Raw genomic sequence first — 13,826 nt, forward strand, 5'->3', positions numbered from 1 at the left:
TCAGCCCGTCGTGAGGTACATCCCCGAGGGGCCCGCGCCGGCCGTGTTCCGGCAGGAGCGGTGGCCCGACGGGACGGCGTGGATCAGCGCCAGGCAGCGCCCGAGGGCCTGCTGGCCGTACGCGTTGGGGTGCATGGACTCCTGGACGAGGCCCTGGGTGGACTGGCTGTCGATCCACCGCGCCCACTCGCTGGACGCCCCGGACGGAGGCAGGGACGCCGTCACCTGGCGGCTCGCCTTCGCGCACACCTCGCGCCCCTGGAGGGCGTCCCGCAGGTCGAGGAACTGCGCGCCCTTCGCCACCGCGACCTGCCGCAGCCGCCCGGCGAGCTGGGGGACGAGGGAGTCCCGCGCCCAGTCGGAGTCCTTGTTCCAGAACGGGCAGCCGCCGGTGTTCGTCCGCGCCCAGCCGCTCTCGGAGTAGCGGTTGTCGGCGGCGCGGGGGAGCGGGGAGGGGTAGGACTGGAGCACGATCCGGTAGTCGGAGGCCGTGTAGCCCGCGCCGGCCATGACCGCCCGGATCTCGTCGACGGCCTTGCCGACGGAGGCCATCACGGCGTCGATCCGGGCGTCGACCTCGGCCTGCTGGTCGTCGTGGCAGTAGGAGTACCAGACGATGTAGTCGGTGGCGCAGGTGGTGATGATGTCGGCGAAGCCGAGGTCGTTGCCGCCGATCGACAGGGCGATCAGTTCCACGTCGTGGGAGGCGGCGACGGCGGCGAGCCGGTCGGCCTGCGGGGCCTCGCCCTTGTACGGCAGGCCGCCCTGCGAGGCGCGGAAGACGTTCGCGGTGGTGGCCCCGGAGCAGGCCAGGTTGATGAGGGAGCTCGCGACCGGTCCGGCGCTCCTGACCTCGGAGACGTCCGAGCGGTGGCAGCCGCCGGCGGTGGAGCCGTACACCCGGGAGGGGTCGTAGCCGCTGCCGGTCCAGGCGCGGTCGGTGCCGTCGCGGCCGGCGGCATTGGTGAGGCTGTTGCCGAGCCAGCGGCCGGCCTCGCCGGAGATGTAGCTGTCGCCCAGGGCGACGACGGCGGTGGGGCCGCTGCCGGGGGACGCCTGGGCGGCCGGGGCGGCGGCGGTGGCCAGTCCGGCGGCGGTACACAGTGCCAGGAGTGCGCGCAGCGCGCGGCGGGGGGTCGAGGGCATGGCTGGGTGCTCCTGCGGTACGCGGTGACGTGGGGGACGGCCGCCGGCCGGTGGCATGGCGGAATCTCGCACGCGCCGACTTATTACCGCTAGGTAGCTGCATATCTCGGTTGCGTCACTTCCCCTGTGACGCGCCAGGGCCCGGGCCCCGGATCTGTGCGTTTCCCGGGGGCCGGGCCCTGACGTGGTGGTGCGGGGGTCAGCCGACGAGCTGCTCGTACGCGGGGAGGGTGAGGAAGTCCGCGTAGTCCGCGTCGAGGGAGACGTGGAGGAGGAGGTCGTGGGCCTGCTGCCACTTGCCGGCCGCGAAGGCCTCCTCGCCGATCTCGGCGCGGATGGCGGCGAGCTCCTCGGCGGCGACCTCGCGGGCCAGCTCCGGCGTGGCCCGCACCGTCTCTCCGGCGCGCTCGAACTCGACCCCGGCGTTGATCCACTGCCAGATCTGGGAGCGGGAGATCTCGGCGGTGGCCGCGTCCTCCATGAGGTTGAAGATGGCGACGGCGCCGAGGCCGCGCAGCCACGCCTCGATGTAGCGGATGCCGACCTGGACGGCGTTGCGCAGGCCGTCGTAGGTGGGCTTGGCGTCGAGTGAGTCGATGGCGATCAGGTCGCCGGGCGCCACGGAGACGTCCTCGCGGAGGCGGTCCTTCTGGTTCGGCCTGTCACCGAGGACGGCGTCGAAGGACGCCATGGCGATCGGGACCAGGTCGGGGTGGGCGACCCAGGAGCCGTCGAAGCCGTCGCCGGCCTCGCGGTCCTTGTCGGCCTTGACCTTCTCGAAGGCGACCTTGTTGACCTCGGCGTCCTTGCGGGACGGGATGAAGGCCGCCATGCCGCCGATCGCGTGCGCGCCGCGCTTGTGGCAGGTGCGGACGAGGAGTTCGGTGTACGCCCGCATGAACGGGGCCGTCATCGTGACCGCGTTGCGGTCCGGGAGGACGAACTTCGGCCCGCCGTCACGGAAGTTCTTGACGATGGAGAAGAGGTAGTCCCAGCGGCCCGCGTTGAGGCCGGCGGCGTGGTCGCGGAGCTCGTAGAGGATCTCCTCCATCTCGTACGCGGCCGTGATCGTCTCGATGAGGACGGTGGCGCGGACGGTGCCCTGCGGGATGCCGACGTAGTCCTGGGCGAAGACGAAGACGTCGTTCCAGAGGCGGGCCTCCAGGTGCGACTCGGTCTTCGGCAGGTAGAAGTACGGGCCCTTGCCGAGGTCGATCAGGCGCCGCGCATTGTGGAAGAAGTACAGGCCGAAGTCGACGAGCGCGCCGGGCACCGGGCGTCCCTCGAAGGTGAGGTGACGCTCCTCCAGGTGCCAGCCGCGCGGCCGCATGACGACGGTGGCGAGCTTCTCGGCCGGCTTGAGGGCGTACGACTTGCCGGTGCGGGCGTCGGTGAAGTCGATGTTCCGGGTGTAGGCGTCGATCAGGTTGACCTGGCCGAGGACCACGTTCTCCCAGGTGGGGGCGGAGGCGTCCTCGAAGTCCGCGAGCCACACCTTCGCGCCGGAGTTGAGCGCGTTGATCGTCATCTTGCGGTCGGTCGGACCGGTGATCTCGACGCGGCGGTCGTTCAGGGCCGCCGGGGCCGGCGCGACCTTCCAGGAGTCGTCGGCGCGGATCGCCGCGGTCTCCGGCAGGAAGTCGAGGGTGGAGGTGCGGGCGATCTCGGCGCGGCGCTCGGCGCGGCGGGCGAGCAGCTCGTCCCGGCGCGGAGTGAAGCGGCGGTGGAGCTCGGCGACGAAGGCGAGGGCCGCCTCCGTCAGCACCTCCTCCTGGCGCGGCAGGGGCTCGGCGTCGACGACGACCAGGGGGGACGGCGCTGGTGCGGACATGAACTGTCACTTCCTTCAGCGGACGGGCGGTGCCTGCGGCCGCCGGGCGTCACGGACGGCACGGAGTGCCGCGATGCCGAGATACGGCCGCGAGCGCTCTCACACGGGGTGAGGCGCTTCTATGCAGTGGATATTAGTTTCCTCATGGTGGAAGTTCAATCGTTTGTTGATGTCGAGATTCTTCGGGTCGACAGAACATGGCTCCGAGTGCCAACCCCCTCACTCCAGGTGCCCACCGCGGGCCCTCCTCACCCGTCGAGCCGGTACAGATCCGCCTCCGTGTCGATGTCGAAGGGCTCCGCCACGTCGCCGCACTCCACCAGCGCCACCGCCTCCCGGTGCGCCGCCAGGTACCCCCGCGCGCCCCGGTCGCCCTCCGCGCCCGCCGCGATCCCGGCCCACCGGTCCGCCCCGAACAGCACCGGATGCCCGCGCTTCCCGTCGTACGAGGCCGCCGCCAGCGCGTCCCGCGCCCCGTACGCCCCCCGGACCCGCGCCACCGCCGCCGCGCCGATCCCCGGCTGGTCCACCAGCGACACCAGCGCCGCGTCCACCCCGCGCGCGTCCGCCGCCAGCGAGGCGAGCCCCACCCGCAGCGAGGAGCCCATACCGTCGGCCCACTCCGGGTTCTCCACCACCACGCACCCCGTCAGATCGGCCCGCTCCCGTACGCGCTCCGCCGAGGCGCCGAGCACCACGTGCACCACCGGGCAGCCGCCCTCGCGCAGCACCCGCACCGCGTTCTCGACCAGCGGCCGGCCCCGGTACGGCAGCAGCGCCTTCGGCCGCCCGCCGAGCCGGCGGCCGCCTCCGGCCGCGAGCAGCAGCCCGGCGACGACGGGCGTCCTCCGGGTCTCAGCAGTCCGGGGAGGCATGGGATTCATGGGAGTCATGGAGGACTGCATACCGCATGACACGGAATGACACGGTCGCATGAATGCGCCGCACTGCCTCTTCCCCGCCGGGCGGCCGGGGAGTTAACTGTCCGCACTCCGGGCGCCGACCGCCGTCCCGGGGCACCTGGACGGACGTCTCGGCGTGGGGGGAGACCGTGGTGCGAAGCGTGGGGCAGAGGCGAGTGACCGGCGAGGCAGTGGACCCGAGGGTGGCCGGACTGCGGTCCGCCGTGGCCCGGCTCCGGCGGGAACTGGCCGGACACCGGGTGGACTTCGCCGACCGCGAGATCGCCGAGGACGAACTCGCCGCGCTCGACGCCATGGCCGCCGGCGGTGCCCCCGAGGTGTGGCGGCTGCGCCGCAGCCTGCTGCTCGTGGCCGGTTCGCTCGGCTCCGTCAGCGCCCTCTCCCAGGCGCTCAGCGGCGTCCGCAACGCCGTCGAGCTCTTCGGCCCACCCGGCCCGCCGACCCCGCGCTGACCGCGCCGACCCCGCGCTGACCGCGCCGACCGCGCCGCTCCCGCGCCCGCGCGCACCGCGCCGACCCGCGCGCGTCGCGCCGCGCTCGCGGGTCGCGCCGACCCGCGCGCGTCGCGGCGGCACCCGCTACCGCCGGATCAGCCGTCGCTCGCGGGCCGCCGCCACCGCCGCCGTGCGCGAGTCGACGCCCAGCTTCGCGAAGACGTGCACCAGGTGGGACTTCACCGTCGCCTGGCTGAGGAACAGCACCTTGCTGATCTGCTGGTTCGACAGCCCGTCGCCGACCAGCTGGAGCACCTCCAGCTCCCGCTTCGTCAGCGCCGCCGCCGGCGTCCGCATCCGGTCCATCAGCCGGTGCGCCACCGCCGGGGCCAGCGCCGACCGGCCGGCCGCCGCCGTCCGCACCGCCGCCGCCAGCTCCTCCGGCGGCGCGTCCTTCAGCAGGTAGCCCGAGGCCCCGGCCTCCACCGCCGCCAGGATGTCCGCGTCCGTGTCGTACGTCGTCAGCACCAGCACCCGCGGCCCGCCCGGTACGGCCGTGATCGCCGCCGTCGCCTCCGAACCGTGCATCCCCGCGCCGAACTGGAGGTCCATCAGGACCACGTCCACGCCCCCGGCCGCCGCGCGCTCCACCGCCCGCTCCGCCGTCGCCGCCTCGCCGACCACCGTGAAGTCCGGCTCGGTGTCGAGCACGGCGCGCAGCCCCGCCCGGACCACCGGATGGTCGTCGGCGAGGAGAAGTCGGACGGTCATGAGGCGGCTCCGGCGGGGAGGGGGAGGGAGACGGCGACGGCGGTGCCCTGGCCGGGGCCCGACTCCACGGTGAACGTGCCGCCCAGCGACTCCGCCCGCGAGCGCATCGCCGGAAGGCCGAAACCGCCGTCCGAGGACGGGCGCACGGAGACCGGGTCGAAGCCCCGGCCGTCGTCGACCACGTCCAGCGTCACCGACGCGTCCATGAACGACAAGGTGATCTCCACCCGGGACGCCGAGGCGTGCCGCACCGTGTTCCCCAGCGCCGACTGCGCGATCCGCAGCAGCGCCACCTCGTACGGCGTCGGCAGCTCCACGGGCGTCCCGCTCACCGAGAACCGCGCCCGAGGCCCCGCGCCGGGCTCGCACAGCCGCTCCAGGGCAGCCGCCAGCGAACCCCGCTCCAGATCCGGCGGCGTCAGCGCCCGCACGAAACGGCGCGCCTCCGCGAGGTTCTCCTGTGCCGCCCGCCGCGCCCGGTCGATGTGCCCGGCCGCCGGCGACCCCGCGGGCAGCGCCCGCTCCGCCGCCCGCAGCAGCAGCTGGATCGACGACAGCCCCTGCGCCAGCGTGTCGTGGATCTCCCGGGCCAGCCGCTCCCGCTCGGCCAGCGTCCCCGCGTGCCGCTCCGCCGCCGCCAGCTCCGCCCGGGTCGTGACCAGCTCCTCGATGAGGCGCCGCCGCCCCTCGCTCTCCCGGTACAGCGCCTGGTAGCCGAGGACCGTCGCCACCGCGACCGCGGCGCCGAGCAGCGGCCCGATGAAGACGCCCGGGTTCAGGGCGGCGCCGTGGCCCACGTACGAGAGGATCGCCGCCCCGGCCGTCAGCGCCACCGCCGGCAGCGACCAGCGGACCGGCAGCAGGTGCAGTTGCAGGAAGTACAGCGGGAACGCCAGCCACAGCGCGTCCGGTGTCGCCCACAGGAGCGCCAGCCAGGACAGTGCGAGGACCGCGAGCCAGCCGCCCGCCGCCCGCTGCGAGCGCCGTACGGCGGGGAGCCAGGCCCCGGCCGCGTACACACCGCCCACGACGGCCGCCAGGACCGCGCCCGCGGTGGAGCGGTCGCGCACCGCCACCAGGACGAGGAGCCCCGCCACCAGCAGGTGCAGACAGAGCCGGAGGGCGCGCAGGACGGGGGTGAGGGTGAGCGGATCCATGACCCCACCAGCGTAGACACGGGCGGGGCCCGGCCGGGTCAACCAAAAGTTTGAAGGGGGAGCCATCCGTGGCGCGATGCCCCGGGCCGGGCCCGGGCACCAGGCTGGTCCCATGTTCGTGGCATGGAGAGACCTGAGATTCGCCAAGGGGAGGTTCGCCCTCATGGGCACGGTGATCGTGCTGATCACCCTGCTCGTGGGGCTCCTTTCCGGGCTGACGGCCGGACTCGCGCGGGAGAACGTCTCCGCGATCACCGGCCTGCCCGCCGACCGCGTCGCCTTCGCCGCCCCGCCCGCCGGCCAGTCCGTCTCCTTCACCAACTCGACGGTGACGGAGGAGCAGTGGACCGGGTGGGCGGAGCGGCCGGGAGTGACCGCGGCGGCACCGCTCGGCATCCGCACCCTCAACGCGGTCGCGGGCGACCGGACCGCCGCCGTCTCCGCCTTCGGCACCCGGCCGGGCGACGGGCTCGCGCCCGGCGCCGTGACGCCCGGCGAGGCCGTCCTCTCCGGGGCGGCGGCGGAGGAACTGGACGCGCGCCCGGGGGACACGGTCCGGCTCGGCCCGCTGGAGGCCCGCGTCTCCGCCGTGGCAGGGGACGCCTCGTACAGTCACACGCCCGTCGTGTGGACCTCCCTCGACGACTGGCAGGAGCTCGTGCGGGGCGGCACGACGGCGGGGGAGCAGGCGACGGTCGTGGTGCTCCGCGGCGACGGCGCCGACTGGGCGGCCGGCGACGCGGCGGCCGGCACGGAGGCGCGGACCGTCGACGGCGCGCTCACCGCCATAGGGTCGTACCAGGCCGAGAACGGCTCCCTCCAGCTCATGCGCGGCTTCCTCTTCGCGATCTCGGCGCTGGTCATAGGGGCCTTCTTCACGGTGTGGACGATCCAGCGCAGCGGTGACGTCGCCGTCCTGAAGGCGCTCGGCGCCTCCACCCCGTACCTGCTGCGCGACGCGCTCGGCCAGGCGGTGCTGATGCTGGTGGCGGGCACGGTGCTCGGCACCGGTCTCGCCCTCGGCGTCGGCGCGCTGGTCTCCGGCGGCGACGTCCCCTTCGTCCTCTCGCCGCTGACCGTCCTCGGCCCCGCCGGCGTGATCGTCGTGCTCGGCGCGGTCGGCTCCGCCCTGTCCATCCGGCGGATCACCGCCGTCGACCCCCTCACCGCGCTCGGGAGCGTCCGATGAGCCTCGCACTCGATGCCGTGACCCTGACCTACCCGGACGGCGAGGGGCGGCTCACCGCCCTCGACGAGGTCTCCCTGACGGTCCCGGCCGGACGCCTCACGGTCGTCGTCGGCCCCTCCGGGTCCGGCAAGTCCAGCCTGCTCGCCGTCGCCGCGACCCTCGTCACCCCCGACCGGGGCCGGGTCGTCGTCGCCGGCACGGACACGGCCGGCCTCGACGCGGCCGGGCGGGCGCAGCTCCGCCGCACCTCCATCGGGATCGTCTTCCAGCAGCCGAACCTGCTGCCCTCCCTGACGGCGGTCGAGCAGCTCCAGGTCATGGCGCACCTCTCGGGACGCCCGCCGGCCTCCGTACGCGCGCGGGCCATGGAGCTCCTGGACGCGGTCGGCCTCGCGGACCGCGCCGCCCGCCGCCCCCACCAGCTCTCCGGCGGGCAGCGCCAGCGCGTCAACATCGCCCGGGCCCTGATGAACGAGCCGGCGGTGCTGCTGGTCGACGAACCCACGAGCGCCCTCGACCACGAGCGGGGCGCGGCCGTCGTGGCGCTGCTCGCCGCCCTGACCCGCGACCGGGGTACGGCGACGGTGCTCGTCACCCACGACCGGACGCACCTGTCGGTCGCCGACGAACTGACGACGGTCCACGACGGCCGCCTGACGGTCACCACCCCGGCCTGACGCACCCCCGTTGCGGGCAGGCGTCCCGCCCCGCGGAGCGCCTGCCCGCTACGGAGCGGGCGTCAGGCCTGGCCGTTGCCCGCGGTGTTGGCGAGGGCCGTGGAGAGTTCGCGGGCCACCTGCTGGAGGATGGGGACGATCCTCTCCGTCGCCGCCTCGGTGACCCGGCCCGCCGGGCCCGAGATGGAGATCGCCGCGGCCGTGGGCGAGTCGGGGACCGAGACGGCGAGGCAGCGGACCCCTATCTCCTGCTCGTTGTCGTCGACGGCGTACCCCGTCTGCCGCACGTCCGCGAGCGCCGCGAGGAAGCCGTCCGCCGTGGTGATGGTCTTCTCGGTCGCCGCCGGCATGCCGGTGCGGGCGAGCAGTGCCCGCACCTCCTCGTCCGGCGTGTGCGCGAGGAGCGCCTTGCCGACGCCCGTGGAGTGCGGCAGCACGCGCCGACCGACCTCGGTGAACATCCGCATGGAGTGCTTGGACGGCACCTGCGCGACGTAGACGATCTCGTCGCCGTCGAGGAGCGCCATGTTCGCGGTCTCGCCGGTCTCCTCGACGAGCCGTGCCAGGTAGGGGCGGGCCCAGGTGCCCAGGAGGCGGGAGGCGGACTCGCCGAGGCGGATGAGCCGGGGACCGAGCGCGTACCGCCGGTTCGGCTGCTGCCGTACGTAGCCGCAGGCGACCAGGGTGCGCATCAGGCGGTGGATGGTCGGCAGCGGCAGCCCGCTGCTCGCGGACAGCTCGCTGAGCCCGACCTCGCCCCCCGCGTCGGCCATCCGTTCCAGAAGGTCGAAGGCGCGCTCAAGGGACTGGACGCCACCGCTCGCGGCGGGCTTGGCGGCGTCGGTGGTGCTGGCGCTGGACGTCGGCACGTCAACGGTCCTTTCGGGGCAGGCGGGCAAGTCAGCAGCCTACCGGGCCGCCGGGCCGGGCACCGCGTGCGGGCCCCGGCGAACCGGCCGGTCAGCGGGGTGTTTGTCCGTTGTCTGCGGCTGCTCGGCGTGGGTCTGGACCACCCCGCCTGTGCGGAGCTACCTTCTACTGTACGAAATATTGATTCCACTTTGTGGAAACATCTAAGCGAGTCCGGCCGGACCCGACCCGGAGGGGGCTGCCCTTGACGGCATGTCGTCCCGGCCGCACACTCCTTCAACAGTTCGTTGAATTCCTGCTTCCCGGAAGCGGAACGGAAAGGGGCATGGTGGACGTCAACCTGGTACTGCGCTCGACTCGGGTGATCACCCCGGAGGGCACACGGCCGGCGGCCATCGCCGTCTCGGGCGGAACGATCGCGGCGGTCCTGCCGTACGACGCCGAGCTGCCCGCCGGAGCCGTGCTGGAGGACGTCGGCGACGACGTCGTCCTCCCCGGCCTCGTCGACTCCCACGTCCACGTGAACGACCCCGGCCGCACCGAGTGGGAAGGCTTCTGGACCGCCACCCGCGCGGCCGCCGCCGGCGGCATCACCACCATCGTCGACATGCCGCTCAACTCGCTGCCGCCGACCACCACGGTCGAGAACCTCCGGGTCAAGCAGGACGTCGCCCGCGCCAAGGCCCACGTCGACGTCGGCTTCTGGGGCGGCGCCCTGCCCGACAACGTCAAGGACCTCCGGCCCCTGCACGACGCCGGCGTCCACGGCTTCAAGTGCTTCCTGTCGCCCTCCGGCGTCGAGGAGTTCCCCGAGCTCGACCAGGAGCAGCTGGCCCGCTCCCTCGCCGAGATCGCCGGCTTCGACGGGCTGATGATCGTCCACGCCGAGGACCCCCACCACCTCGCCGCCGCCCCGCAGAAGTCCTCGCCCCAGTACGCCGACTTCCTCGCCTCCCGGCCGCGCGACGCCGAGAACACCGCGATCACGAACCTCATCGACCAGGCCCGCCGGCTCGGCGCCCGCGTCCACGTCCTCCACCTCTCCTCCTCCGACGCGCTGCCGCTCATCGCCGCCGCCAAGGCCGAGGGCGTCAAGGTCACCGTCGAGTCCTGCCCGCACTTCCTCACCCTCACCGCCGAGGAGATCCCGGACGGGGCCACCGAGTTCAAGTGCTGCCCGCCCATCCGCGAGGCCGCCAACCAGGACGCGCTGTGGCAGGGGCTCGCCGACGGCGTCATCGACTGCATCGTCTCCGACCACTCGCCGTCCACCGCCGACCTCAAGACGCCGGACTTCTCCTCCGCCTGGGGCGGCATCTCCTCCCTCCAGCTCGGCCTGCCCGCCATCTGGACCGAGGCCCGCCGCCGCGGCTTCGACCTCACCGACGTCGTCCGCTGGATGTCCGAGGGTCCCGCCCGCCTCGCCGGCCTCGACCGCAAGGGCGCCATCGAACCCGGGCGCGACGCCGACTTCGCCGTCCTCAACCCCGACGCCACCTTCACCGTCGACCCGGCCGAGCTCCAGCACCGCAACCGCATCACCGCCTACGCCGGCAAGACCCTCCGCGGCGTCGTCAGGTCCACCTGGCTCCACGGCCGCAAGATCAACGACGGCGGCGCCCTGACCGAGCCCTCCGGCCGCCTCCTCGAAAGGAACAACTGACCCGTGACCGGCATACCCTCCTTCACCGGCGACGCCAGCCCCTACGGCGGCGGTGACCCGTACGCCGACTACCGCACGGCCGAGTTCCCCTTCACCCGGTACGCGGACCTCGCCGACCGCCGGCTCGGGGCCGGCGTCATCGCCGCCAACGACGAGTTCTTCGCCGAGCGCGAGAACCTCCTCAAGCCCGAGGCCGCCGAGTTCGACCCCGAGCACTTCGGCCACAAGGGCAAGATCATGGACGGCTGGGAGACACGCCGCCGGCGCGGCGTCTCCGCCGCCGAACCGCACCCCACCGCCGAGGACCACGACTGGGCCCTCGTCCGGCTCGGCGCCCCCGGCGTCATCCGCGGCATCGTCGTCGACACCGCCCACTTCCGCGGCAACTACCCGCAGGCCGTCTCCGTCGAGGCCACCTCCGTACCCGGCTCCCCCTCGCCCGAGGACCTCCTCGCCGACGACGTGAAGTGGACCACCCTCGTCCCGCGCACCGCCATCGGCGGCCACGCGGCCAACGGCTTCGCCGTCGACGTCGAGCAGCGCTTCACCCACCTCCGCGTCAACCAGCACCCCGACGGCGGCATCGCCCGGCTCCGCGTGTACGGCGAGGTCGCCCCCGACCCGGCGTGGCTCGACGTCCTCGGCACCTTCGACCTCGCCGCCCTGGAGAACGGCGGCCGGGTCGAGGACGCCTCCGACCGCTTCTACTCGCCGGCCACCAACACCATCCAGCCCGGCCGCTCCCGCAAGATGGACGACGGCTGGGAGACCCGCCGCCGCCGCGACAAGGGCAACGACTGGATCCGCTACTCCCTCGTCGCCGAGGCCGCGATCCGCGCCGTCGAGATCGACACCGCGTACCTCAAGGGCAACAGCGCCGGCTGGGCCGCGCTCTCCGTCGCCGCCGAAGGCTCCGAGGACTGGACCGAGATCCTGCCCCGGACCCGCCTCCAGCCCGACACCAACCACCGCTTCGTCCTCGACACCCCGGCGGTCGGCTCCCGCGTGCGCATCGACATCTACCCGGACGGCGGCATCTCCCGCCTCCGCCTCTTCGGCTCCCTCACCGAGGCGGGCACCGCCCGCCTCACCGCCCGCCACCAGGAACTCGGCGGCTGACCCACCCGGCCCGCCCCGGGGGCCGAGCGGCCGACACCGCCCGGTCCCCGGCGCGCTCCCTCGGCCCACGCGCCGGGCCCATGCGACCGGGCGGGCACGACACCCCGCCCGGCCCGCGAGGGCGCACCGACCCGACAGCACCGGTGCGCCCTCGCGAACCCCTGCGCCGCGGGGCCGCCGCCGCGCGGCGACGGATCGGCGGCCCTGAGGGACGGCCCCCGCGCGTCGGTACGCCGTCGGGCGCCGTCCTCGGCGTCGCCCTCCAGACGTACGAGCGCGCCGGGCGCCCCACGTACGGCAGTTACGCCTGAGGACGGGGGCAGGGAAAGGTGTAGTCACCACGGGCCGTGCCGGGTACGGTGAGCCTCCCGTGTGCGAGCCGCCGACGTCTCCACCCCTCCGGAAGAGTGGGAGACCCGGTCCGACATGGCCGCTCCGTCCGCCCCCGCGCCCGCCCTCACCGCCCCCCTCGGGACCCGCCGCCGCGCCTGGCTCACCGACCTGCCGCTGCTGTTCGTCGCCGTCTTCTGGGGCGGCAGCTACCTCGCGGCCAAGGGCATCACCACGAGCCACACCGTGGTCGCCGTCCTCGTGCTGCGCTTCGCGCTCGTCGTGCCCGTCCTCGTCGCCGCCGGGTGGAGGGGCCTGCGGGCGCTCACGGCCGCGCAGTGGCGGGGCGCCGCGCTGCTCGGGCTGATCCTCGCCGGGATCTTCCTCCTGGAGACCTACGGCGTCGTCCACACCTCCGCCACCAACGCGGGCCTGATCATCAGCCTCACCATGATCTTCACCCCGCTCGCCGAGGCCGCCGTCACCCGGACGGCGCCCTCGCGGGGTTTCCTCGGCGCCGCCGCGCTCTCCGTCGGCGGCGTCGTGCTGCTCACCCAGGGCGCCGGGTTCACCGCGCCGTCCCTCGGCGACCTGCTGATCCTCCTGGCGGCCCTCGCCCGGACCGTGCACGTCCTCGCCATGGCCAGGACGAAGGCCGTGCGGTCGGCGGACCCGCTCTCCCTGACCACCGTGCAGCTCGGCACCGCCGTGCTCGTCTTCGCCGCGCTCTGCGCCGTCGGGGGAGGGCCGACCCCCTGGGCCGCCGCGCTCGACTTCGGGCCCGGCGAGTGGGCCGGTCTGGTCTTCCTCTCCGTCTTCTGCACGCTCTTCGCCTTCTTCGTGCAGATGTGGGCCGTGCGCCGCACCTCCGCCTCCCGGGTCAGCCTGCTGCTCGGCACGGAGCCGCTGTGGGCCGCCGTCGCCGGCATCGCCCTCGCCGGCGACCGGCCCGGCCTCCTCGGCCTGGCCGGCGCGGTCCTCGTGCTCGCGGGCACCGCCTGGGGGCGCCGCGGGGCAGGCCCCGCCGCCCAGTAGGTTGTGATCATGTCAACCTCCGGCGCCCGTACCCGCCCCGAGTCCCCGCTCCTCGTCCGCGCCCGCCGCTCCCAGGGCCGGGGCCTCCTGCTGCTCGCGGTGGCCGGCCTGCTGTGGGGCTGTTTCGCCGTCCTGCTGGTCACCCCGTACGGCGACGACGGGGAGTGCCCCGCCCTCGTCACCAGCGCGTACGCGCACGAAGACGACTGCGTCGAGAGCCGCGACTGGCCCCTCATGACCCTCCTCCTCGGCGGCTCCGTTCCCTTCGCCGCCCTGGGCGCCGCCGTCTACGCGAGCGCGAGCACCGAGCGCCGCGTCGCCGAACACCTCGACGCCCCGCCCCGGGACTGACTCAGCCCTTCCCCTCCACCCGGTCCGAGACGATCATCAGGACCAGGCCGAGGGCGGCCACCACCAGGTTCGTGAAGACCTCCCGGCCCTCCAGGAACCACACGTTCTCGGTGAGGAACCGGGTCGCTCCCATGAACGAGAACCACCCGTCCGTCAGCTCGCGCACCACCCCGCAGACCCCGAACACCGTGAGCAGGAAACCGGTCACCTCGAGAAATCGCCTCATACGGCGATCATGGGCGCCCCCGTCGGCCCCCCGCGTCGGCCACCGGTCCACCGCCGTGCGACCGAAGTATCGGCCCGCGCGACTTCGGTAGCGGCCGGACGCCG

General features: G+C 74.1%; 14 protein-coding genes. 7 read left to right on the forward strand and 7 right to left on the reverse strand.

Features of this window, described 5'->3' with window-relative positions; translation table 11 throughout:
- The 3 genes from ACFZCF_RS19915 to ACFZCF_RS19925 form a co-directional block, all read right to left on the reverse strand.
- The gene (locus ACFZCF_RS19915; protein WP_391287697.1) at positions 1-1,146 is read right to left on the reverse strand and encodes a GDSL-type esterase/lipase family protein; all 1,146 of its coding nucleotides are present in this window, start codon (positions 1,144-1,146) and stop codon (positions 1-3) included.
- Between the two features lie 199 nt (positions 1,147-1,345).
- Positions 1,346-2,977 (reverse strand): malate synthase A, encoded by a 1,632-nt coding sequence (aceB, locus tag ACFZCF_RS19920; RefSeq protein WP_391287699.1) that lies wholly within the window; start codon positions 2,975-2,977, stop codon positions 1,346-1,348.
- Between the two features lie 248 nt (positions 2,978-3,225).
- Complete coding sequence (locus ACFZCF_RS19925; RefSeq protein ID WP_391287701.1) at positions 3,226-3,852, reverse strand: NTP transferase domain-containing protein; 627 nt, start codon at positions 3,850-3,852, stop codon at positions 3,226-3,228.
- Positions 3,853-4,040: 188 nt separating this feature from the next.
- Here ACFZCF_RS19925 and ACFZCF_RS19930 point away from each other — a divergent pair, with 188 nt between their 5' ends.
- The gene (locus tag ACFZCF_RS19930) at positions 4,041-4,352 is read left to right on the forward strand and encodes a DUF5955 family protein (RefSeq protein WP_391287703.1); all 312 of its coding nucleotides are present in this window, start codon (positions 4,041-4,043) and stop codon (positions 4,350-4,352) included.
- Positions 4,353-4,478: 126 nt separating this feature from the next.
- On the opposite strand, the gene ACFZCF_RS19935 is transcribed toward ACFZCF_RS19930, so the two are convergent.
- The gene (locus ACFZCF_RS19935; RefSeq protein ID WP_388445113.1) at positions 4,479-5,105 is read right to left on the reverse strand and encodes a response regulator; all 627 of its coding nucleotides are present in this window, start codon (positions 5,103-5,105) and stop codon (positions 4,479-4,481) included.
- Positions 5,102-6,262: a histidine kinase gene (locus ACFZCF_RS19940; RefSeq protein WP_391287704.1), complete on the reverse strand. Its 1,161-nt coding sequence runs from the start codon at positions 6,260-6,262 to the stop codon at positions 5,102-5,104. Before ACFZCF_RS19940 ends, ACFZCF_RS19935 begins: the two co-directional genes overlap by 4 nt.
- 112 nt (positions 6,263-6,374) lie before the next feature.
- Here ACFZCF_RS19940 and ACFZCF_RS19945 point away from each other — a divergent pair, with 112 nt between their 5' ends.
- Positions 6,375-7,451 carry an ABC transporter permease gene (locus tag ACFZCF_RS19945; protein WP_388445119.1) on the forward strand — a complete coding sequence of 359 codons (1,077 nt, stop codon included), beginning with the start codon at positions 6,375-6,377 and terminating at the stop codon, positions 7,449-7,451.
- Positions 7,448-8,128 carry an ATP-binding cassette domain-containing protein gene (locus ACFZCF_RS19950; protein WP_391287706.1) on the forward strand — a complete coding sequence of 227 codons (681 nt, stop codon included), beginning with the start codon at positions 7,448-7,450 and terminating at the stop codon, positions 8,126-8,128. The genes ACFZCF_RS19945 and ACFZCF_RS19950 overlap by 4 nt, the downstream gene beginning before the upstream one ends.
- A 62-nt stretch (positions 8,129-8,190) precedes the next feature.
- Here ACFZCF_RS19950 and ACFZCF_RS19955 read toward each other — a convergent pair whose 3' ends face one another.
- Complete coding sequence (locus ACFZCF_RS19955) at positions 8,191-8,997, reverse strand: IclR family transcriptional regulator (protein ID WP_388445125.1); 807 nt, start codon at positions 8,995-8,997, stop codon at positions 8,191-8,193.
- A gap of 326 nt (positions 8,998-9,323) precedes the next feature.
- Here ACFZCF_RS19955 and allB point away from each other — a divergent pair, with 326 nt between their 5' ends.
- The 4 genes from allB to ACFZCF_RS19975 all read left to right on the forward strand — a co-directional run bounded on the left by allB (position 9,324) and on the right by ACFZCF_RS19975 (position 13,496).
- Positions 9,324-10,661, forward strand: coding sequence for an allantoinase AllB (allB, locus tag ACFZCF_RS19960; RefSeq protein WP_391287708.1), 1,338 nt, complete (start codon positions 9,324-9,326; stop codon positions 10,659-10,661).
- A 3-nt stretch (positions 10,662-10,664) separates the two neighbouring features.
- Positions 10,665-11,780 (forward strand): allantoicase, encoded by a 1,116-nt coding sequence (gene alc / locus ACFZCF_RS19965; protein ID WP_388445130.1) that lies wholly within the window; start codon positions 10,665-10,667, stop codon positions 11,778-11,780.
- A 426-nt stretch (positions 11,781-12,206) separates the two neighbouring features.
- Complete coding sequence (locus ACFZCF_RS19970; protein ID WP_391287710.1) at positions 12,207-13,145, forward strand: EamA family transporter; 939 nt, start codon at positions 12,207-12,209, stop codon at positions 13,143-13,145.
- Positions 13,146-13,154: 9 nt separating this feature from the next.
- Positions 13,155-13,496, forward strand: a complete 342-nt coding sequence (locus ACFZCF_RS19975; RefSeq protein ID WP_391287712.1) for a hypothetical protein — start codon at positions 13,155-13,157, stop codon at positions 13,494-13,496.
- 1 nt (position 13,497) lies between these two features.
- Here ACFZCF_RS19975 and ACFZCF_RS19980 read toward each other — a convergent pair whose 3' ends face one another.
- A complete protein-coding gene (locus tag ACFZCF_RS19980) occupies positions 13,498-13,722 on the reverse strand; it encodes a hypothetical protein (RefSeq protein ID WP_388445141.1) in 225 nt (74 codons plus the stop codon).
- Between the last annotated feature and the right edge of the window lie 104 nt (positions 13,723-13,826).

This window comes from Streptomyces sp. NPDC007945, assembly GCF_042958885.1.
In the GTDB taxonomy this organism is placed as follows: Bacteria; Actinomycetota; Actinomycetes; order Streptomycetales; family Streptomycetaceae; genus Streptomyces.

What these genes read in the sequence shown, in the direction of transcription:
- ACFZCF_RS19915 (WP_391287697.1), bottom strand. Translation starts at nt 1,146, where the DNA reads ATGCCCTCGACCCCCCGCCGCGCGCTGCGCGCACTCCTGGCACTGTGT.
- aceB (WP_391287699.1), bottom strand. Translation starts at nt 2,977, where the DNA reads ATGTCCGCACCAGCGCCGTCCCCCCTGGTCGTCGTCGACGCCGAGCCC.
- ACFZCF_RS19925 (WP_391287701.1), bottom strand. Translation starts at nt 3,852, where the DNA reads ATGCCTCCCCGGACTGCTGAGACCCGGAGGACGCCCGTCGTCGCCGGG.
- ACFZCF_RS19935 (WP_388445113.1), bottom strand. Translation starts at nt 5,105, where the DNA reads ATGACCGTCCGACTTCTCCTCGCCGACGACCATCCGGTGGTCCGGGCG.
- ACFZCF_RS19940 (WP_391287704.1), bottom strand. Translation starts at nt 6,262, where the DNA reads ATGGATCCGCTCACCCTCACCCCCGTCCTGCGCGCCCTCCGGCTCTGT.
- ACFZCF_RS19945 (WP_388445119.1), top strand. Translation starts at nt 6,375, where the DNA reads ATGTTCGTGGCATGGAGAGACCTGAGATTCGCCAAGGGGAGGTTCGCC.
- ACFZCF_RS19950 (WP_391287706.1), top strand. Translation starts at nt 7,448, where the DNA reads ATGAGCCTCGCACTCGATGCCGTGACCCTGACCTACCCGGACGGCGAG.
- allB (WP_391287708.1), top strand. Translation starts at nt 9,324, where the DNA reads ATGGTGGACGTCAACCTGGTACTGCGCTCGACTCGGGTGATCACCCCG.
- ACFZCF_RS19970 (WP_391287710.1), top strand. Translation starts at nt 12,207, where the DNA reads ATGGCCGCTCCGTCCGCCCCCGCGCCCGCCCTCACCGCCCCCCTCGGG.
- ACFZCF_RS19975 (WP_391287712.1), top strand. Translation starts at nt 13,155, where the DNA reads ATGTCAACCTCCGGCGCCCGTACCCGCCCCGAGTCCCCGCTCCTCGTC.
- ACFZCF_RS19980 (WP_388445141.1), bottom strand. Translation starts at nt 13,722, where the DNA reads ATGAGGCGATTTCTCGAGGTGACCGGTTTCCTGCTCACGGTGTTCGGG.